Genomic DNA, 20,179 nt, shown 5'->3' with positions numbered 1-20,179 from the left:
AAATGAACCATGCAAAAGGCAGCAGGATCGCCCCTCCCGGAAGGGACGATCCTGCTGCCTTGTATATTTGGCTTATGTATATGGCTTATGTAATTGCCTTGCCTATTCGCCTTGCGGGATGGCCGGGCAATGGGTCTTCGCGGGATGGGTCGAATGACCGGTCCTGCAATGGCAGTCGGATAAAAGTCAGACGGACGGCCAGGATTCCCGAGAGGGGATCACCGACGGGGAGCTGACAGCAGCTCCCGTGTCAGGGCGGTATAGAAGCTGACCATCTTTTCCAGAATTGCTTCGTTAAAGTCAAACATCGGGTTATGATGAGGCGCCCGGATGGCGGTGCCAAAGATAAAATAGGCTCCCTGACCGCCTTCGCGGTGGACCCGGTCGATAAAGTAGAACGCATCCTCCGATCCCATCATAGGGTAGGGTTTCGGCTCCGATCGGAGTCCGGCAGCTTCGGCCTGTCCGGCGGCCAGCGCGCACAATTCGGGATGGGGCGGGGAATAAATGGCTTCTCCAGCCAGGGTCTGACTGATGCGCACACCATGGCGGCGCTCCATCTCCCGGCAGGTCTCCCCGAACGCCTGGTTCAGCCTGTCGTGGCTTTCCCGGCTGGATCCCCTGGTTTCTGCCCGAAGCTTTGCCTCGCCGGCCACGACATTGCGACCGGTTCCGGCAGTCAGGGTGCCGACGTTCAGCTGGGTCTGGTCATTGTCCGGCAGCCGGTACAGCTCTACCACCAGATCGGCGGCAGCCAGCAGGGCGTTGATTCCTTGTTCAGGATAGAGCGCGGCATGGACGGATTCCCCTTTGACGGTGAGATCCCATTTGGAGGTGTTCATGCTGTGGGATACGGTGGAATAGAGGGTATCTTCGGCATCGTTGGTGATTCCCAGATGACCGGACAGAAAGTAATCGGTGCCCTGAAGCAGGCTGGACTGAGAAAAAATCGATCCGCCGCGCACGCCTTCCTCCGCCGGCTGAAACACCAGGTTGACGCAGCCGGTCCAGGGAAGTTCACTCAGCCGGCGGGCGAGTTCAATGCCGACGGCGGTGTGCCCGTCATGACCGCAGGCATGCATCAGTCCGGGCGTCAGGGATTTCCAGGGAACATCCAGATCTTCCTGAACTTCGACGCAGTCCAGGTCAAAGCGAAGGGTCACGGTGGGGCCAGTCTCGCGCTGCATGGTCGCGATCAGGCCGGTGTAGCCACCTGCCATCCGCTCCAGGTGGACGGGATCCGCTCCGGCGGCCCGGGCTCGTTCCAGAGCGGCTTCCAGGACCGGCTGCTCCGGGATGCCCAGACGGGCTGTCTCATATAGCTCCTGTCCCAGGTGCAGGGTCCAGCCCTGCCTGGATAATTCCGTGGCCGCCAGGCTCGTACTGAAAAATTCGGTAAATCCGGCTTCGGGGTGGCGGTGCAGCGCCCGGCGCAGATCAATGCAATGGCTCATCACAGGTTCTCCTTGATTTTGATTACAGACGTCCCCTGATCGACAGGCTGGACCCCTCCAGTCCATTATACCCCCTGAGGGCTGACCGCTTCAGGAACAGGCAGGAGAATTTGCGCAAACCGAAAAAACGGCAGAAAAAAAGCGCCTGAGACGGGGGGCGTCTCAGGCGGAAACTGTTCAGGGGGTTGGAATGAAAGGGGAGGGAGTTCAGAGGGGGATTTGAAGTAAGCGGGTAAGGGAAATGGGTAAGGATGAAAGGGATGCCGGCTATTCGCTCAGCAGCGTCTTGGATCCTTCCAGGGAACGCAGACCGGAGATTTCTTCGGTGACTTCGACGACGCCCAGGTAGGTGCCTTCTTTGTCGCGGACGGCGTAGTAACGGATCAGGATGAACATGCCGCCCTTCTGGATCCAAAAGCTCTCTTCTTCCTTTTTGCCTGATTTAAAATCTTCGATGAGCTTTTCCACTACATGGAGGCTCTTGGGCGGATGGCAGTTCTCCACATCCCGGCCGATGATGGAACGAGTGCGGGGGAACACCCGGGTCTTGCCTTCGGAGAAGTAATGGACTTTGCCGTCTGCCCCGACGAAGGTTACATCACTGGGCAGGGTATTGAGAACGGCTTCCAGTTCCCGGGTGCTGAAGAACCCGGAGGGGAGCTTGATCTCGCCGTCAGTGGCCACGTTCACGTTGGAGTCGTCTCCGGTCTGGGCCTGGTACCAGGTCACGGCGTCGGAGGGCGCAGCGCCTTCGGCATCGCCGGTGAACACATAGCCAATTTCGGAGGAATCCCGGCCAATCAGCTGCCAGTCCTCATTCGTAAATTTATCAAGCATCATTGGCATGAGAATGTTGTTCTCCTTGCTGATCATGCTGCGGACATCGGTTACTGCCTGGTTGGCCAGGGCGATGATGTCCTCGCGGCCGCCGTCTTCGACCATTCCATTCAGGTTCCGGATGGTGTCGCGGATTTCATCATCCACCCCCCACATGACTTTCGGGGGAGCGGTAACACCTTCGCGTTCCAGGAAGGGGAAGAAGAGGTTTTCCTTGCGCTTGTAGTGCTGGGAGATCTTGGCCAGACGCTGACCGGCATCGGTCAGAGCGGCGCGGTCTCCTGATTCAGCGAACTGATTCAGAGCCGGCAGGAACGTTTCAGCCAGGAATCGCTCAATGCCGTCATTTTCCTTGCGGAAGACAAAGGCCGGATGACCCGGGGTCTGATCCAGCGGCAGGGATCCCTTCTCGGGCTTTTTCAGAAACGTGATGCTGTCCTCAAAGACGGAGGCATGGACATCGCACAGACGCTGGATTTCCGTAATCGGCATGCCTTCCGCGACCAGCTGCTTTTCTGCCTGAGACAGATCATCGCCGCTGATCTGGCCGAATTCGCGCTTGAAAATGGCCCGGGCTTCGTTCTGCCCCATTCCGTCATGGAGACTCTGGATCAATTGCTTCAGTTTATCTTTCTTTTCCATGGTATCCTCCGTTTAATGAATCCTGTAGATTCAATGATTGCTTTGGTGAACCGGTGAGGGATGGTTTCGTCATCACCGATGGTCGATGGTTTAATGATAAGTGAAATGCTCTGATTTAAACGTAACATATGTTACAGAGGAAAGAAAGATCCGAAAATGTTTCCGCATCATCCGCCGGAATCCGCAGAGGAAGAATGCCTGTCCTTACATGAGGTACAGTCTGGCGCACAAGACCCGGATGGGGTTCCTCCGATTCGAACTGGTTCTGGTTTACTGGCGGAATGAAATGACAGTTTTGTCACTGGGGCACGGAGCGGGCAGAGAACGGTACGGAGGATAATTTGAATTAAAAAAGCAAACACAAAGGACCGCTGTGGCAGAAGGGAAGCAAAGAAGGCAAAGAAGGCAAAGAAGGCAAGGAAAGAAGAAAAAGAGGACGAATAGTAATTAAACAGGCAAGGGACAGGCGATGACTGGATTTGAAAAGGACAGGAACAGAAGCGGCGAAGGAATCGGATGGGCCGATGTCCTTCGCCGGAGTGAGTCTGGGACTCAGGCAGATTTTTGTTAAGAAGCGGTCGGTCGGAGCGGAGTCTGATTTTTTTTGAACAGGAGATCTTCGCCCTGACGGATGCGGATGGCGGTAAGGCCGAGAACCAGGAAGAAGAGGGCGAACAGGAGCTGAATGCCGATCTGAGGGAGGTAGGAGGCGTTCTGCAGGATCTGATCAGTGGCCCGGACATAGTAGTAGCTGGGGAAGAACTTGGACAGTGTGACCACTGAGGAGGAAAGGAACTCCTGAGGCACCATGACGCCGGAGATGAAGGACAGGGCCAGAGAGAGAACGGTGGCCAGTGCCGACTGGATGAAGCGGTTGCGGGTCAGGGCGTTGACCAGGAAGGCCATTGCCAGTGCCGCCAGTGTGAAGGCGGAGGCGTTGGCGATGTGACCGGGCCAGTTCAGGGATCCGGCTTCCTGCGGGCGGATGACGGCACCGATGATGAGGAACAGGGCTGTGATGCCAAAGGCAATGAGGAGCTGTCCCAGCACCATCGCACCCTGAAAGCGGGTGGAGCTGAACGGGACGATGGCATTGCGCCGCTTCAGGTTGTCTTCGTTGAATTCATTCATGATGTTGGAAAAGACCATGATGAAGATGGCGACGAGGATGTAGGTCATGAAATTGAAGTAGTAGCGGAACCAGCTGTCTCCATTGCCGGCTGTTTCCGGATGATCCAGAACCACATTGGCCCGCACGGCCAGGGCAGCTTCGACCCGCGCGGGGTCGGCTGTTCCGTGAAAGGTTTGATCGGCCTTGAGGAACATCAGATACTGCTGGATCTTCTGCCGCAGGAGTACGGCGCTCATCTGGGTATCGTCGGTATAGACCGTCAGGCTGGTTGTTCCCGCGAGAAAATTCTTGGTAAAAGTTTCCGGGATAATGACGACGCTGGTAGCGGCTCCCTTGAAAATAGCCTCTTCGGCCTGATCTTCCGTTATGTGGCTGACATCCTCCCGTCCCTGGGTCTTCAGGTATTGCGCCAGGCGTTCTGCCAGCGGACCGGAATCCTTCTGAATAACCTTGATCGAGGGCCTGCTTTCGGAGAAAGCGCCGCTCTGGGGTCGGCTGGCTCCGGAGTTCAGGAGCGAGATCACTACGAACAGAAGCAGATAGAGCAGGATGACGTATTTCTGGCGCCAGGCCAGTTTCAGGAAATATTTAAAGAGTGTCATAGGTTTTCCTCCGGAGCAGGGCGATGGAACCAAGTGCCAGCGCCAGGGCCATGGCGGCCAGGATCGCAAGAGCGGCCGGCAGCGTATCAACGGCATCCAGGTAATTGATGCGGTAGAGCTGGGTGGTCACGATGGAAACGGGGTTCAGCGCGTTGAGCAGGGGCATCCGGTCCTCAATGAGGATCTTGATGTCCGGCGACATCATGCCGGCTGCAAAGGACATCAGCAGGGTCAGGCCGATGACCAGACCATTTTTAGCCCCGTAGCTGATCCGGGAAAAGCCGCCGATGAACAGTCCCAGCACGGTGCCCAGAATGTTGGCAAACAGAAGGACTGCCAGGGTCTTCAGGGGATCCCGGATCAGATCCAGCTGCAGCAGGTATTTCATGAACAGAAGCAGCAGAATGTTGCTGACCAGATTGATGATGAGAGCGATGAACCAGGTGCCTAAAAGGAAATCCTTCTTGCGCAGGGGCACCACGTTCAGGCGCAGCGCTTCCATGCTCTGGTCTGCCTGCAGGATGCGGGAGAGTTCCAGTCCCATGTAGACGCTGTAGAGCGACACCATGCCGATGAGGCTGTAAAAGGGGATGAGAAACGGATTGTATCGGGCCGGGGCGGCCTGGATGTAGCTGGCGGAGAAGGCGTAGCTGGAGTAGGGGACTTTCAGTGCTTCCATCTGCACCATCTGGCTCACGATGCTGGCCAGCACGGTTTCCTTGATGCCGGATTCCCGAACCCTGACCGTCAGGTCAGCGGCCACAAATCCGGTCACTTTCTGTTCGGAGAGCAGGCGCAGTCCTTCAACGGCATCGGTTTCCACCGGCTTCAGGATCTCGATCCCGCGGAATACCTGGGCAGCAGGGCTGCCCATTTCCACGGCCACCGGAATTTCCATCGGCTCCGGTTTGATCAGACCCTGGAAGGCGGTATAGAACATCAGAGCCATCAGCAGGGGATAGAAGATGGTCCAGAACATGAAGGAGGGTTCCCTCAGGTTGTTGATCAGCTGATATTTGGTGTGATTCAGGTTCATCAGTCACGCAGCTCCTTTCCGGTCAGTGCCAGGAAGACTTCGTTGAGGCTGGGCTTGCGGGAGTACAGATCCTGGTATTCCAGGCCGTTGTCATCCAGCCAGCGCACGAGGTTGGACAGATTGTTGGCGCCCCGTTCAAAGGATAGCTCCAGGGCTTCTCCGACGGTGCGGATCTCGGCCAGATGGGGCAAAGATTCCATGTCAGCCCGGGCGGCCTCGGAGAGGTTAGCGATCTCAATCCGGATAATCTCCCGGGTATCGATCATGTTCTTGAGGTCTTCATTGGTGCCCTGGGCAATGTTGCGCCCGCGATCCATAATGACAATGCGGGTGCAGAGATTCTCAGCCTCCTCCAGATAGTGTGTGGTATAGAGAATGGTTGCGCCTTCCCGGTTGAGCCGCCGGATGCCTTCCAGGATAAAGTTGCGGGACTGGGCATCCACGGCAACAGTGGGCTCATCCAGAAAGATCAGCTTGGGGCGGTGCGCGATGCCGCAGGCGATGTTCAGGCGACGCTTCAGACCGCCGGAGAGCTTCTTGGGGAAAAATTTGGTATATTCCTCCAGTCCGACAAAGGCGATGGCCTCTTCAACCAGTTCCCGCCGGCGGGTTTTGTCTTCCACATACATGGAGCAGAAGTAGTCGATGTTCTCTCTTACCGTCAGGTGTTCAAACACGGCCACTTCCTGCGGCACCAGTCCGATTTCCTGCTTCAATTCGTAGGCCGTAGGGCTCATGGGCTCACCGAACAGCCGGATTTCACCTTTGTCATACTTTAAAACACTCAAAATAGAGTGAATGGCCGTGGTTTTGCCGCAGCCGTTGGGGCCGAGCAGGCCCAGAATTTCACCTTGTGCCACTTCCAGATTAAAATGATCCAGTGCCAGAACTTCCTTGTAGCGCTTGACCAGATTCCTGACTTCTATTACCATGAGAAACCTCCTGTAGGCGTTAATCGATTCCTATGCTTTCATGATAGGATGCTTTGGAGGCGGGCGGTAGTGAACCGGGTCATGACGTGAGGTGACAAATGTCATATAATGAGGGTGTAAAAAAGGAGGTGCGAGCTTGCGGCGATTCATTGAAACCATTCTGATCCTTGGGTTATGCCTGATCCCTTTGGGGTCGGCTCCGGCGGTGGCGGCGGCGCTGCCCCTGATCATGGCAGCGATCATCCTGACCAATCTGATTCTGTTCAGTCCGATCCCTTATCTGGACCTGGGGCTGGCCATCCTGTATGTCGTCCTCTGGCGATTGTGGCCCCCGCTGGCGCTCTTTTCGCCCATGCTGGCCTATGCCCTGCTCCAGCGCAGCCGAATTCTCAGTCTGGTGCCGCTGCTTGCCGCACTGATGCCGGTGCAGCTGATCCCGCTGCTCCTGGTTCTGCTCGCTCTGTGGATGTCCTGGCAGGAACAGGCTGCCCGAGAACGGGAGAAGGCCTATTACCTGATGCGGGATGACTTTGTCCAGAATGAGATCCTGCAGCATCGCATTCAGAAGGAGGAGGAGCTCAACCACGAGAAAAACCTGGAAATCGCAGTGCTTCAGGAACGAAACCGGATTTCCCGTGAGATCCATGATTCGGTGGGCCATACCATCTCTGCGGCTCTGCTGCAGATCGAGGCGATGAAGCTCTCCTGCGAGGAACCCGTTCGCAGCCGGCTGGACACCCTGTCCCAGGCCCTGGCTAAGGGCATGGAGGAGGTGCGCCGGAGTCTGCACAACCTCCATAATGAGTCCATATCCCTGCGCTCGGAACTGGACCGGCTCATCGAACCGATGCGCGCCAAGTACCAGATTCAGCAGTCGGTTCAGCTGGATGACACGGCACCGCTGCCGGTAAAGCGGGCCATCCTGACGCTGCTGCGGGAAGCACTTACCAACATTCGGCGCCACTCCGACGCCACCGCCATCCGGATTACCCTGCGGGAGCTCCCCCGCCACTACAGCATCACGGTCAAGGACAACGGCTCCAAGCAGCCGGTTAAGCTTGGCATCGGCCTGGTCAGCCTGGAAGAACTCAGCCGCAGCATGGACGGCGTTTTCAGCCACGGCTGGTCTGACGGCTTCTATGTTCATCTGGTGCTGCCCAAATCCGGCACGCCTCTCAGGGATGCTGCCGGACAAAATCACTGAAGCAGCATCCTGTTCCGCTCCGTCTTATGTCATCCATTCAAACCATCACGGGGTTAAAAATTCAAACTTATAATCATTCAATCATTCAATCATATAAATATTCATACATTCAGCGACCAGGAGGTAATCATGAAAGTCATTATTATCGACGACGATTTTTTAGTCGTGGATGCCCTGAAAACCATTGTGGAAGCCAGCGGCATCCAGGTGGCAGCCACCGGTCAGGACGGTCAGGATGCCATTCGTTTGGCCCGTGAGTTCCGACCCGATGTGATTCTGATGGATATCAGGATGCAGTCCATGAACGGGCTGGAAGCTACCCGGTCGATCCTGAGTGAGGATCCCGCCGCCCGCATCCTGCTGATCACGACCTTCCAGGATGAGGAATACATCGCCGGGGCACTGTCCCTGGGATGCAAGGGCTATATCCTGAAGTCCAATATCGCCGGCATTCTGCCGGCCATCCAGGCCGTCCACTCCGGACAGATGGTGTTTGATTCGAAAGTCGTGCAGTCCCTTCAGCACCCCGCCAGACATCATCAGTTCCCGCAGCTCTCCGAACGCGAAGAAGACATTCTGCGCCTGGTTGCCGAAGGTCTAAACAACCGCGAAATTGCCGACCGCCTGTTCCTCAGTGAAGGCACGGTGCGAAATTATATTTCAACTCTCCTGGACAAGCTGGAGCTTCGCGACCGCACGCAGCTGGCCATCTTCTTCTACCGAAAAAGCTGACAACGTTCCATGGAATCGCCTCAAAAAGATCTTATAAAGAAAGTGTAGAAATCCATTGAAAAACGACATTGGATGTACTATAATAAAACATGCTGTCGGGGTGTAGCGCAGGTGGTAGCGCGTTAGACTGGGGGTCTAAAGGTCGCAAGTTCAAGTCTTGTCACTCCGACCATAAGAAAAGGTTTCTGAGTTTCTCAGAAACCTTTTGTCATTTATTAACATAAATCCCGCCTGTCTATTCCGTTAAGACCATGCATATTCAATAGTATTTATTAGTTTATTAACTTCTATTCCAATCGTAGCATTATCAAGTCTGTTTGCTACTCTCCTGCAACCTATAAATCGAACGAGAATAATATATATAAAAACCCAAAGATAATTGTGTTTACGATAACTTCTTTAAGAGTAATAGAAAAATGATTCACTGGAAAATCATTTCACTATCCTAAAAAAAAATTATGAATCCTTGCATCGCAGATCATGGAGAAGGGAGTGTCATTCCCGTCACTGGTTAATGAATCGCATCGGCAGCGCAGGTCTCAAATATTATTTCCCCCCGGGTAAGTGAACCTTGTGGGTCTCTGTTGACACTTTTCTCGGTGAGAAGAACGGTGAAGTAGGTTTGCGCGGATTATTAAAGATAACTCATGAAAACTTGGAACTCTCTTTTCTAGGCAGAATGAAGATAAGACAGGAATGCACTTAATTACCCGCACTGACACTGTGAATGAGGATAACTAAGTGCATATTCATATTGTTCCCCCTTTTATTACAAGGTTGGAAATTATGCAAAGTGAATAAAATACCTGAAAAGAGTAGGCTGACATTTGGCTGCCAGCCTACTTATTGGCGCCAGGCCCTGGTCAGTCGAACAGAGGCAGGAGATCAGGCAAGCTGGAACACAATCTTAGTCAGCAGTTCTTCCGGAGGAACGGTGGGACCGTTCAGATAGCATTCATATACTATCCCGGTAGGGTGCATCTGATGAGTATCGATCCAGTCGTTGATTTCCTGATAGACAGGCGGCATGTCCTGATAGGGCCCGCGGTAAATGCAGAAGACATATTTCCCGGCTGGAATCATCGCGCTGATCATGTCCTCGCGGTCCGGCAGGGATTTTGCGACGGGGAAGCCGATTTCCAGGTTCAGGTGTTCCATGTCCATGTTGCGGTAGCAGACGTAGGGAATATCGCTGGGGGAGGTGCCAAGTTCTCCCAGGTAGGCAGCCAGCTTGCCATAGGCTGATCCGATCAGCTGCTGCAGTTGGGTCATGGAAGACTGGGTTCGAATGCATAGAACCGGCTATTCAGCAGTTTCAATCAGGGCAATATCTGTGACTCGTGGCATAATGAAGCTCCCTTCATAATAGATTAGGATGCGGAATCATTTTTCGATGTCATTATAAAGCAACTACATAAAGAAAAACGCTCCCTTTGATGAATCAATCATGAAGGAAGCGTAAATTTTATTTCAGGGATTGTCGGTGGCAGCCAGCCTGCCGGGGAGAGTTATTTGAGACGCTCCTCAATAAACTGAATGCTTTTTTCCTTAAGAGTGACGTCAACGGTGGAGGTCTCCGCATTATATTTGACCGACCCCTTATCCAGGTAACCGGCCATCGCGGCCATCATCAGAGCGCCCTGGACCTTCAGGCTGTTCAGGTTGATCTGAACCGGGCGGTCACTCGTAATTTCCAAACGTACTTTATTCATGGCATCCTCCTACTTCAAATACTTTTCGACAAACTGCAGCAATGATTCGGTGGCTTTTAGCCGAACGACTCCGGTGGCGGCATCGATCTGGACACTGCCGGGAGTGACCAGGCCGTTGGCCTCCAGATATTGAATGAAGCCGGTGAGCTTGTCATTGTCGGTCAGATCAGCAGTCAGGGGACGCTCGAAGCTGACATTGACGTTCATTTTGTATTCCATGAAAATCCTCCTTGGGGTTCATGCTGGATCAAAAGACAGCCTGTCTCTGGTCCGGGTGCATGAAGTGAATGAATTTTTGAGCATTCATGTCTTCAAAAGCCTTGGCAGTGAGTAAGGATCGGTTATGACGGCTCCGTTTACAGGGAAATCGTAGCTGCCCTATTCCTTTCCGGGCAATGGCAGTGTTAAGATAGTAATGGATTTATTTCTTGGGGGATTAATATGAAATTTACAGAAAAACAATGGTCCATGGTCAAGAGTTTTGCGTTGGCCTTCTTCGGGATGTTTCTTTTCGCCGCGGGCTTGAACCTGTTCATTCAGCCCTTGCACTTCTTCTCGGGCGGAATCGTCGGAGTTGCCCAGATTCTGCGTTCCCTGCTGGTGGCCTTGAACGTACCGCTGCCGGCCTTTGACCTGTCCGGTCTGCTGTACTATCTGATTAACATTCCGCTGCTGATCCTGGCTTACCGGAGCTTGGGACGGTTCTTCTTCATTCGCACCATCATCATGACCTCAGTTCTGACCCTGCTCATGACGCTGATTCCGATTCCGAAAGAACCCCTGATTCACGACTATCTGACCAGCGCCCTGGTGGGCGGCGTTCTGAATGGCGTCGGAACAGGTCTTACCCTGTTTGCGGGGTATTCTGCCGGCGGCATGGATATCATCGGACTGTACTTTACCAAAACCTATCCCGCGTTCAGTGTTGGCAAGATTACCATTATGGTGAATGTTCTGGTGTTCTCCGTCCTTGCGCTGACTCAGAACTTTGAGGTCATTGTGTATTCTTTCCTGTTCAACGCCGTCGCATCCGTTGCCGTGGACCGGGTACATGCCCAGAACATCAATGTCTGGGTGATGATATTCACCAAAAAAGATGGCGTCGACAAGGCAATCATGAAGGAACTGGGCCGGGGCGTAACCAATTGGGAAGGGGCCGGGGCGTATACCGCGGAGCATACTCATGTGCATACGACGATGATTAATAAAATGGAACGGCCGATGCTGCGGCGGGTCGTTACCCGGATTGATCCCAATGCCTTCATCATTTCTACCGAAGGCAGTCAAGTTTTTGGCAACTTCCAGAAACGGCTGTAAGATCCAAAGGAATTGAATACTACACTTCAGCGGATTGGTCATGCAACTGCAGCAGGCTCAGTCCGCTTGCTTCATCCCGAACGCGAATAACGGTCGCATCAAAGACGTGCAGAATAATCTCGCAGGTCGGCATGATCACGGCGCGATTCAGATGACCGCCGTACATCCGGAATGCTTCATCGCCGATGCCCAGGTGAACGTGCAGGTGGACGCTGTCATCCTTCAGCGTAATATTGCCGTGGAGGGATAGAATTTCCAGGGAACCTTGAAAGGTTTGAGTATCATATCTGCCTTCATCATGAAGAAAGACGCCCAGTTCGGCTTCCCGGACTGCCCCCAGACCTGTGAAGTATCCCAGTCGAATGTTCTGCCGGACGCAGAATGCACGCATTTCATGCATCAGCTCCTCGCCTTGGGCCAGGCGGATCATATAAGTTGATTCTCCGATTTTCGCTGCAAACAAGCGCTTCACCTCTTTCTGTGATTTCAAGTCCAGTCCGGTACTAAAAAAGTTCTGCTTTACCGCCCGGTTCAGAATTCCTTTTTTAAATGGCATATCCTGAACCGCCGCAATCTCCTGTCTGGCCGGTCTGTTTCTCTCAATGCGGGATGGTTCCCGTTGGTTTCTATTATACGGAAGGCTGCCCTCTATAGAGCGGGAGGCAACAGATTATTCACGCTGTGTTCACTGCATCGAAGAAATATGAACGGGATTGGTCATTGGAAAAACCAATGAATAAAAATGCATAGAAGAGATGAATTTGCTATAATGGGAAAAGAACATGGGGGGATCAGCATGAAATTACTGGAAGAAAAGATTTTAAAAGAAGGGCGAATTTTGCCCGGTGAAATATTAAAAGTCGATCAGTTCATCAACCATATGATCGATACCGATCTGTTCATGGAAATGGGCCGAGAGTTTTATGAAGTGTTCAAGGATCAGGGAGTTACCAAGATTCTGACCCTGGAAGTATCAGGGATCGCCATGGCTTATGCCGCTGCCTGGCATTTCCATGTACCGGTGCTCTTTGCCAAGAAAATCCAGTCATTGACGCTTGGGCATGATGTATATACAAGTCAGGTGTACTCCTATACCAAACAGAAAAAGAATGACATCGTCGTCGACCGCAAATATCTGCTGCCGGAAGACCGGGTGCTGATCATCGATGATTTCCTGGCAAACGGGGAAGCTTTGAAAGGTCTGATTGACCTGGCGGATCAGGCGGGAAGCACGGTGGTGGGCATCGGCATCGGCATCGAAAAGGCATTTCAGCCGGGCGGCCGGACGTTCCGTGACAAGGGCTACCATATCCATTCGCTCGCTCGCATTGAACGGTTTGACGGGGACACCGTCACGTTCTGTGAGAACGACCCGCAGAAGTAATCAACGGACAGGCGAAATGCCTGTCCTTCCTTATGAATGAGACAACGGCGCGGCTTTTACTGCGCGGCTTTTTTCAGCAAGGCTTCGGGGCGTGCTGGCAACCAGCCGCTGTGACCGAAGCCGGATGTCTGCAAAATCACGACTTATTTAGGCGCGACTTATTTATGCACGATGTATTTAAGAATGAAAAAGGCCCTGGGGCCGCAAGGAGGACTCTTTGGATATTATGGTTGTCATCAATCAGATGATGATGCTGTTCATCATCATGATGATCGGCTATGCGGCCGTCAAGCTGCATCTGGTTGATATGGATTTTCAGAAAAAACTTTCCGGATTTATTCTTCAGGTTACCATGCCTTTTCTGATGATTTCATCGGTTTCGGGAACGGATCGTTCCGGAGCGGGAGAAACAGTACTGGTTACCTTCGTCGTGGCCGGCCTGAGCTATCTGATCACGCCTTTGCTGGGCTATCTGACCGCTCGGCTCCTGAGAGTCCCCAGGGATCAGGTTCGGATCTATATCTTCCTGACCATGTTTTCTAACATTGCGTTTATGGGCTTTCCCGTCATTCATGCGATTTTCGGCAAACAGGCGATGGTGATCGCCATCATATTCAACCTGTTTTTCAACGTACTTCAGTTCACCATCGGTACCAGTCTGTTCAGCGGCGAGAAGATGAAGCTGGATCTCAATACGTTCCGCTCGCCTGCGGTCATCGCCTCCATCCTGGCGATTATCATGTTCGTGTTCGGCATCGAACTGCCCCCCGCACTGCAAAGTGCGTTCCAGTCACTGGGCGGAACTACCACACCGCTGGCCATGCTGGTCATCGGCATCAGTCTGGCCGGCATTCCGCTTCGCGAGATCTTCACCGAGCTGCGACTCTATCCTTTCACGCTCATCAAGCAGATTATTATTCCGGCACTGACCTTCGTCCTCCTGAAGCCGTTTATCCAGGATCCTCTGATCCTTGGGGTGAGCGTGATCATTCTGGCCATGCCCTGTCCGACGATGGCCGTCATCATCGCCAACCGGTACAACCGGGAGGTGGGCCTGGCGACCCGGGCCGTGTTCCTGACGACCCTGGCCTCGGTGGCCACGATCCCGTTGATTGCCTCCCTGCTGGCTCGCTGATTCCCTGGCGATTGACTCACGGATCCCCTGACGGTTGGCTCACAGAACCGATTCACGGATGTAGGGAATGAGACCTGATCTCGGTGGATCAGGTGAGCGGTCCGCATTGAATCCTTGTTTCTTAGCGTTTTATGGCACCGGTCGGGACATGAATGAAAATACTGTATATTCAATTGAAGTTCTGTATACAAGGATCCACCCGCGGGTGGATCCTTTTTGCTAAGATGGTCATATGGAAATCAGCGGGCTGTACCTCCTGGCTTTGAAGGTCGGAAGCAGCGGCAGCCGGCGATACTGCATGGAGGATAATAATGAAGGAATTACAGAAAAGAAGCGATGTCAGAGCGCAGGATCAGTGGGACCTGACCCCGGTCTATGCCGATCTGGCAGCCTATGAGACGGATTTTGCCCGGGCCAAGAAACTGATTGGTGAGTTTGGCTCACTGAAGGGGACCATCCGGGACGCGGCAAGCTATCTGCGCTTCGCCCAAATTGAGGAAGAGACGGAACGCCTGATCAGCAAGCTGTTTGTGTACGGCAATCTGAAATATAACGAAGATATGACGAACCAGGCGATGCAGACCCTGAACCAGAAGGGCCGGGCGCTGTTTACTGAGTACGGTACGGTATCCGCTTTCGCGGAGCCGGAAATCCTGGCGCTGCCGGATGAGGTGTTTGAGGAGATCCTGGCCGCTCCGGAAGTGGAAGCCTATCGCTTTCACCTGGAGCGCAAGCGCAACCTGAAGAAGCACATCCTGTCCAATGAACAGGAAGAAGTCATGGCAGCCTTCGGGGACGTGCGCAGCGCATCGCAGAGTGCCGTGGGTATTTTCAGCAATGCCGAACTGTCCTTCCCGGACGTAGAGGATGAAACCGGCAAAAAACATCTGCTGACCAACGGATCCTACGGACAGCTGATCAAGTCCAAGGATCGCACCCTGCGCCGGAATGCCTTTGAAACCCTGCACCGCACCTACGGGGCCACGGAGAACACGCTGGCATTCCTTCTGACCACAAACATGAAGGACTGGATCATTGAAGCCAGGCTGCGCCATTATGAAAACAGCGTAGAAAAGGCCCTCAAGCCCAATAACATCCCGGTGGCAGTATTCTATCAGTCGATTGAAACCATCAATGATCATCTGGATCTGCTGCATCGCTACGTCGGCTTGAAAAAGCGGATTCTGGGATTGGACGAAATGCATCTGTACGACCTCTATGTGCCGCTGGCTGAAGCCGGTCAGGACCGTTATACCTTTGAGCAGGGGGTTGAAATGGCCATGCAGGGTCTGAAGCCCATGGGCGAGGAATACATGGCAGCCTTCCACGCCGGCGTAGAGAATGGCTGGATCGACAAGTATGAGAATTTGGGCAAGCGCTCCGGGGCGTATTCTTCCGGCGTATATGACACCATGCCCTATATTTCTCTGAATTTCGACGGAACCATGTCCGATGTCTCCACCTTCGTCCATGAGATGGGGCATTCCATGCACTCCTTCTACTCCAGAGGCAACCAGCCCTATATCTACGGCAACTACTCCATCTTCCTGGCGGAGGTCGCTTCCACCTGCAATGAAAAGCTGCTGATCCACCACCTGATTGGCAAGGAAACGGATCGTGACAAGCGGATCGCGCTCATTAACCAGGAACTGGAGCAGGTACGGACTACTGTGTACCGGCAGCTGATGTTCGCTGAATTTGAAAAAGTCACGCACGAACGGCTGGAAGCCGGCGAACAGCTCAATGCCGGCGATCTGGACCAGATCTGGCTGGATCTGAACCGCAAGTTCTTCGGCGAGGACATGGTCATCGATGAAGCCATCAAGTACGAATGGGCCCGCATTCCCCATTTCTACAATGATTTCTATGTCTATCAGTATGCCACCGGCTATGCCATGGCATCCTCCTTTGCCCGGACGATCCTCCACGAAGGAACCCAGGCGGCACAGCGCTATATCGACAAGTTCCTCAAAGCCGGTTCTTCCAAGTACCCGGTGGACGTCATGAAGGACGCCGGTGTCGACATTACAACGCCCCAACCCCTGCAAGACACTCTGAAAGACTTCTCAGAGCTGATGGATCAGCTGGAGCGCGAATACGGTTTGGCGTAATCCCTGACATCTGTCCGGCCGATTTGAGGACCGAACGGGCACTGTCGGCCGATTCGATGATCGATTGGGCTCTGCCCGGCCGGAACATTGAAACGCTCTGGTCCAAAGCAAATCGTCCAAAATCTTTGATAGGATGAAGCGATCCAGTGAAAGTCAGTGCCGGATCCCCATAAAAAATACCGTCCCTACGGACTCCGGTCCGAACGGGCGGTATTTTTTACGGGGACGGTACTTGAATTATTGGGATATTCTGATATCATTATGGTTGAGGTGAGACCATGGCAAGAAAATCCAGAATCAAAGATAACTATGGCACCTACCATATCCGGCAGCGGGGAAGCGGTCAGGTTCCACTATTCGTCCAGGAGGCGGATCGTCAGGAATTTCTCCGAATTGTTCAGCTGGCCGCCCGAAAGAATAATTTTCAGGTAAAAGCATTCTGCCTGGCAGATCCGGACCGGTATGATCTGATCCTGGATGCCAACGGGTGCGATGTCTCCAAAGTGATGAAGGAAATCAACATTCGGTATTCCCTCTATAAGAACTGTGACGGCTGCCTGTTTCGTGACCGGTTTCGAAGTGAACTGCTCTCAACGGCTGTCGACCCGACTCGAGGAAGCGTTGAGCCGGATGCGTCGTTGGAAACAGTCGGCTCAGTCCAATCCTGCCAGGACCTGGTTCAGCAGCTGAGTCAGATGACAGTTCTGGACACGACCAGTTTCGAGAGCCTGCCCGGAGACCTGGAGAGAACCTACCAGAGGGGCTGCCAGGAGCGAATCGAGACGGTGGCGGAAGCCCGGGCAAGACTGGACCGTCAGCTGACAGAGCTGGAGCTGACCCTGCCGCTCTTGAAGAAGGACAAAGCCCGGCGCAATGAGATGATTCGAAGCATGAAAGCCTGCTCGACCCTGTCGCTGCGGCAAATCGGCGAGGTGTTCGGCGGATTGTCGGAGTCCTCGGTGTCAAAGATCGTCAATGAGGAGTCCTGACGGGGTTTGGTCGCTCTTGGAGAGATCGGCTGGCGGCCGGCAATAACTGGTCAACGGAGCATCAAACTGCTCGCGCAGTCGAATGAACCGACGCAACAAGAAAACATATGCATTATCAGGAGAAGAGGTTAAACATGGAATTTAATTTAAGCAAGGCACCAATGACGAAAGAAGTGGAAATGGATCCGACGAAAACCTATGATACGCTGATTATCGGAACAGGACCGGCTGGATTGAACGCTGCGCTGTACCTGCGCCGCAAAGGACTGGAAGTCGGCATGATCGGCCGTCAGGCGGGAGGTCAGGTGGCGGACACCTCCTCGGTAGAGAACTACCTGGGGTTCACCGGGATCAGCGGATTGAGTCTGGTGGAAGAGTTTGAGCGTCATGTGGCGGAGCTGGAAGTTCCGATTCTGAAGTATTACGGTGTTACAGAGGTCAAAAAGACAGCGGAGGGTCAGTTTGAGGTCCTGGCTGAGGATGAGCAGACCTATCGGGCCAACTCCCTGATTCTGGCAACCGGCGCTTCCAAGCGCAAACTGGGAGTCCCCGGTGAGAAGGAACTGTATGGACGAGGCGTCACCTACTGCGCCATCTGCGACGGTCCTCTGTATCGCGGGAAAAAAGTCATGGTGGCCGGCGGCGGCAATTCGGCCGTAGAAGCAGCCATTGATTTGTCCAAAATCTGTTCGGAAGTGAACCTGGTTCATCGGAGCAGATTCCGGGCGGATCAGATTCTGCTGGATCAGATGGTGCGAATCCCTAATATCAAGGCTCACCTGGAAACTCAGATTCAATCCATCAATGGCGATATGGGCGTGGAATCGGTGACGGTCACGGACAAAGCCACCGGTGCAGTCAGCGAAATTCCAGTCGAGGGGATTTTTGTGGAAATCGGCAACATACCAAACACCGACCTGTTCCGCGGACTGGTGGAGCTGACCCCGGGCGGTGAGATCATCGTGGATGCCAATGGCGCCACCAGCCTGGCGGGTGTATACGCCGCCGGAGATGTCACCACGGTGAAGTACAAGCAGATCATCATAGCGGCGGCCCAGGGGGCCAGTGCTGCCCTGGCTCTCAATGACTGGTACATGACCCGTTCCTGATCGGGTCTGCCCCGGCCTGAGTCTAACGACAGGTGCCGCCAGACCAGGTGAAATATTCTTATGAGCAGGCATCCCGCGGGATGCCTGCTTTCATTGAGCTTAGTCTCTCACTAGCCAACCGGATGGAGGAACCTAGCCAACCGGATGGAGGAACCTAGCCAACCGGATGGAGGAACCTAGCCAACCGGATGGATGAACCTAGCCAGCCGGGTAGCGGAGCCTTGTCCGGCCGGCACTCGGTTACAGGCAATTTTAATCTCGCGTTCATGGGCAATTCGGAAAATTTTGGTACAATGGAACCTAAGAGATGAGAGGTGCATGCGATGGATCAATTCAAATCAACACATGAACAGAATGCGCCGGCGCGCGCGTTTGACTACCGCCAGGCTGCCCGCCTGATCATACTGGCCGGCGGAGTGTACTTTGTAGTCACTAACCTGTCTGGATTCCTGGTATTTTTACGGTACTTGTTTGGCATAATGGCACCGGTTCTGATTGGGTTATTTCTGGCTTTCACGCTGAATCTGCCCCTGACCTGGCTGGAAAAGCACGTGTTTGTGGGGGAGTCGCGCCTGATCCGAACTATCCGGCGTCCGGTCTCGATGCTGCTGTCGGTGCTGCTCCTGGTCGGAATTCTGGCATTGGTGGTGGTTCTGGTCATTCCCCAGTCGATCCAGGCGATTCAGGTTATTTCCAAACAGGCTCCACAGTACTATCAGTCTGCCGTTGACTGGATTAAGAGCCGGGATATCTCCTGGCTCACCGAATATATTGAACGGTTCAACCAGAATAACAGCAACTGGAGCGAGGGGCTTTTGTCCAATATGGGCAACCTGGCGGGCGGATTGTTTCGCAGCGTGACGGATGTCCTGGGCGGCGTCCTGACAGCCATTCTGGGATTATCCTTCGCCATCTTCATGCTGATTTCCAAGGAAACCCTGCTGGGTCAGATGGATCGGATTATGGAAGCTTATATGACACCGCAGCGCCGCACCAAAGTGAAGTATCTCATCGGCGTGGTCGGCTCGACCTTCCGAAGCTATATCGTGGGCCAGGTTACGGAAGCCATCGTCATCGGTATCCTGACCACCGTGCTCATGCTTCTCCTGGGCTTCCCCTATGCTACGGTGATCGGACCCCTGACGGGTCTTAGCAGCCTGATCCCCATGATCGGCGCCGTTGTGGGCGGAGTCGTGGGCTTCCTGCTGATTCTCACCGTAAACCCGGTTCAGGCGCTGTTCTACATCGTCTTTATCGTGGTCATGCAGCAGATTGACGGGATGTTCATCTATCCCCGCATCGTCGGTGCATCGGTGGAACTTCCGCCGCTGTGGGTCTTCTTCGCTGTCACCGTCGGCGGAGCGCTGTTCGGCTTTGTCGGAACCTTCCTGGGTGTTCCCACCCTGGCAGCGATCTACAAGCTGGTCCGCGAGCATGTCAACAAGCGCATCGAGCTCCAGAATCAGGGAGCCATTGCCAAATATCAGATTCTGAAGATCCCCAAGGGCAAGGATCCTGTTACGCTCAATGAACCGGAGCTCAAGGATCTGGCCGATCCTGAGGTCGATACCAGCGATTTCCTTGAATAGCTTACAGTCTTATCGCTGTTCAGACCAGCTTTGGTCAGACGATACCACCTCCGGTCAGACGATACCACCTCCGGTCAGACGAAATGAGCTTTGATCAGACGATAGCTTTATAGAAAATGGAACGAAAGTGTTTGAAGGATTAACAGACGATAATAGATTATTGACATTTGAAAAATTGCCTGATGGAAAATACTATTTTGAATCCCAAGCACCAAGAAAATGGTGAGATCGTGAAAGCGGACCTTCCAATCGAAGCGATTCC

The 20,179-nt window shown here is 53.6% G+C and carries 18 protein-coding genes and 1 tRNA gene; 10 read left to right on the top strand and 9 right to left on the bottom strand.

Annotation, left to right across the window (positions count from 1 at the left end; translation table 11 throughout):
* Positions 1 to 218 precede the first annotated feature (218 nt).
* The 5 genes from NQU17_10690 to NQU17_10670 all read right to left on the bottom strand — a co-directional run bounded on the left by NQU17_10690 (position 219) and on the right by NQU17_10670 (position 6,635).
* Complete coding sequence (locus NQU17_10690; protein UUM11118.1) at positions 219 to 1,454, bottom strand: amidohydrolase; 1,236 nt, start codon at positions 1,452 to 1,454, stop codon at positions 219 to 221.
* A gap of 267 nt (positions 1,455 to 1,721) precedes the next feature.
* Positions 1,722 to 2,933 carry a DUF438 domain-containing protein gene (locus NQU17_10685; protein ID UUM11117.1) on the bottom strand — a complete coding sequence of 404 codons (1,212 nt, stop codon included), beginning with the start codon at positions 2,931 to 2,933 and terminating at the stop codon, positions 1,722 to 1,724.
* Positions 2,934 to 3,500: 567 nt separating this feature from the next.
* On the bottom strand, positions 3,501 to 4,667 hold the full coding sequence (locus tag NQU17_10680; protein UUM11116.1) for an ABC transporter permease: 1,167 nt from the start codon (positions 4,665 to 4,667) through the stop codon (positions 3,501 to 3,503).
* On the bottom strand, positions 4,654 to 5,703 hold the full coding sequence (locus tag NQU17_10675; GenBank protein UUM11115.1) for an ABC transporter permease: 1,050 nt from the start codon (positions 5,701 to 5,703) through the stop codon (positions 4,654 to 4,656). Before NQU17_10675 ends, NQU17_10680 begins: the two co-directional genes overlap by 14 nt.
* Entirely contained in the window at positions 5,703 to 6,635 is a 933-nt protein-coding gene (locus NQU17_10670; GenBank protein ID UUM11114.1) for an ABC transporter ATP-binding protein, read from the bottom strand. The genes NQU17_10675 and NQU17_10670 overlap by 1 nt, the downstream gene beginning before the upstream one ends.
* Before the next feature lie 136 nt (positions 6,636 to 6,771).
* On the opposite strand from NQU17_10670, the gene NQU17_10665 reads away from it, so the two are divergent.
* The 3 genes from NQU17_10665 to NQU17_10655 all read left to right on the top strand — a co-directional run bounded on the left by NQU17_10665 (position 6,772) and on the right by NQU17_10655 (position 8,743).
* The gene (locus NQU17_10665; GenBank protein ID UUM11113.1) at positions 6,772 to 7,839 is read left to right on the top strand and encodes a histidine kinase; all 1,068 of its coding nucleotides are present in this window, start codon (positions 6,772 to 6,774) and stop codon (positions 7,837 to 7,839) included.
* 129 nt (positions 7,840 to 7,968) lie between these two features.
* On the top strand, positions 7,969 to 8,571 hold the full coding sequence (locus tag NQU17_10660; GenBank protein ID UUM11112.1) for a response regulator transcription factor: 603 nt from the start codon (positions 7,969 to 7,971) through the stop codon (positions 8,569 to 8,571).
* A gap of 96 nt (positions 8,572 to 8,667) precedes the next feature.
* A tRNA-Pro gene (locus NQU17_10655) sits at positions 8,668 to 8,743 on the top strand.
* 713 nt (positions 8,744 to 9,456) lie between these two features.
* On the opposite strand, the gene NQU17_10650 is transcribed toward NQU17_10655, so the two are convergent.
* From NQU17_10650 to NQU17_10640, 3 genes are all read right to left on the bottom strand, one after another.
* Positions 9,457 to 9,861 (bottom strand): GyrI-like domain-containing protein, encoded by a 405-nt coding sequence (locus NQU17_10650; protein ID UUM13504.1) that lies wholly within the window; start codon positions 9,859 to 9,861, stop codon positions 9,457 to 9,459.
* Between the two features lie 218 nt (positions 9,862 to 10,079).
* On the bottom strand, positions 10,080 to 10,283 hold the full coding sequence (locus tag NQU17_10645; protein ID UUM11111.1) for a hypothetical protein: 204 nt from the start codon (positions 10,281 to 10,283) through the stop codon (positions 10,080 to 10,082).
* Positions 10,284 to 10,292: 9 nt separating this feature from the next.
* On the bottom strand, positions 10,293 to 10,502 hold the full coding sequence (locus tag NQU17_10640) for a hypothetical protein (protein ID UUM11110.1): 210 nt from the start codon (positions 10,500 to 10,502) through the stop codon (positions 10,293 to 10,295).
* A 222-nt stretch (positions 10,503 to 10,724) separates the two neighbouring features.
* Here NQU17_10640 and NQU17_10635 point away from each other — a divergent pair, with 222 nt between their 5' ends.
* Positions 10,725 to 11,600, top strand: coding sequence for a YitT family protein (locus NQU17_10635; GenBank protein UUM11109.1), 876 nt, complete (start codon positions 10,725 to 10,727; stop codon positions 11,598 to 11,600).
* A gap of 19 nt (positions 11,601 to 11,619) precedes the next feature.
* Here the strand turns inward: NQU17_10635 and NQU17_10630 are convergent, their stop codons facing one another.
* Positions 11,620 to 12,156 carry a DNA-binding protein gene (locus tag NQU17_10630; GenBank protein ID UUM11108.1) on the bottom strand — a complete coding sequence of 179 codons (537 nt, stop codon included), beginning with the start codon at positions 12,154 to 12,156 and terminating at the stop codon, positions 11,620 to 11,622.
* 240 nt (positions 12,157 to 12,396) lie between these two features.
* Between NQU17_10630 and NQU17_10625 the strand changes: the two genes are divergently transcribed.
* The 6 genes from NQU17_10625 (at position 12,397) to NQU17_10600 (ending at position 19,917) form a co-directional block, all read left to right on the top strand.
* Complete coding sequence (locus NQU17_10625) at positions 12,397 to 12,984, top strand: xanthine phosphoribosyltransferase (GenBank protein ID UUM11107.1); 588 nt, start codon at positions 12,397 to 12,399, stop codon at positions 12,982 to 12,984.
* 226 nt (positions 12,985 to 13,210) lie between these two features.
* On the top strand, positions 13,211 to 14,119 hold the full coding sequence (locus NQU17_10620; protein UUM13503.1) for an AEC family transporter: 909 nt from the start codon (positions 13,211 to 13,213) through the stop codon (positions 14,117 to 14,119).
* Between the two features lie 311 nt (positions 14,120 to 14,430).
* Positions 14,431 to 16,230, top strand: coding sequence for an oligoendopeptidase F (gene pepF, locus NQU17_10615; GenBank protein UUM11106.1), 1,800 nt, complete (start codon positions 14,431 to 14,433; stop codon positions 16,228 to 16,230).
* 278 nt (positions 16,231 to 16,508) lie between these two features.
* Positions 16,509 to 17,219 (top strand): hypothetical protein, encoded by a 711-nt coding sequence (locus NQU17_10610; protein UUM11105.1) that lies wholly within the window; start codon positions 16,509 to 16,511, stop codon positions 17,217 to 17,219.
* Between the two features lie 134 nt (positions 17,220 to 17,353).
* Entirely contained in the window at positions 17,354 to 18,328 is a 975-nt protein-coding gene (locus NQU17_10605; GenBank protein ID UUM11104.1) for an FAD-dependent oxidoreductase, read from the top strand.
* Positions 18,329 to 18,651: 323 nt separating this feature from the next.
* Complete coding sequence (locus tag NQU17_10600) at positions 18,652 to 19,917, top strand: AI-2E family transporter (GenBank protein ID UUM11103.1); 1,266 nt, start codon at positions 18,652 to 18,654, stop codon at positions 19,915 to 19,917.
* Positions 19,918 to 20,179 lie beyond the last annotated feature (262 nt).

The organism is Clostridiaceae bacterium HFYG-1003, from assembly GCA_024579835.1.
Classification (GTDB): domain Bacteria; phylum Bacillota; class Clostridia; order Clostridiales; family Clostridiaceae; genus JG1575.
Note: the sequence above shows the minus strand (reverse complement) of the source record. Positions and strands in the feature narration are given on the sequence as shown.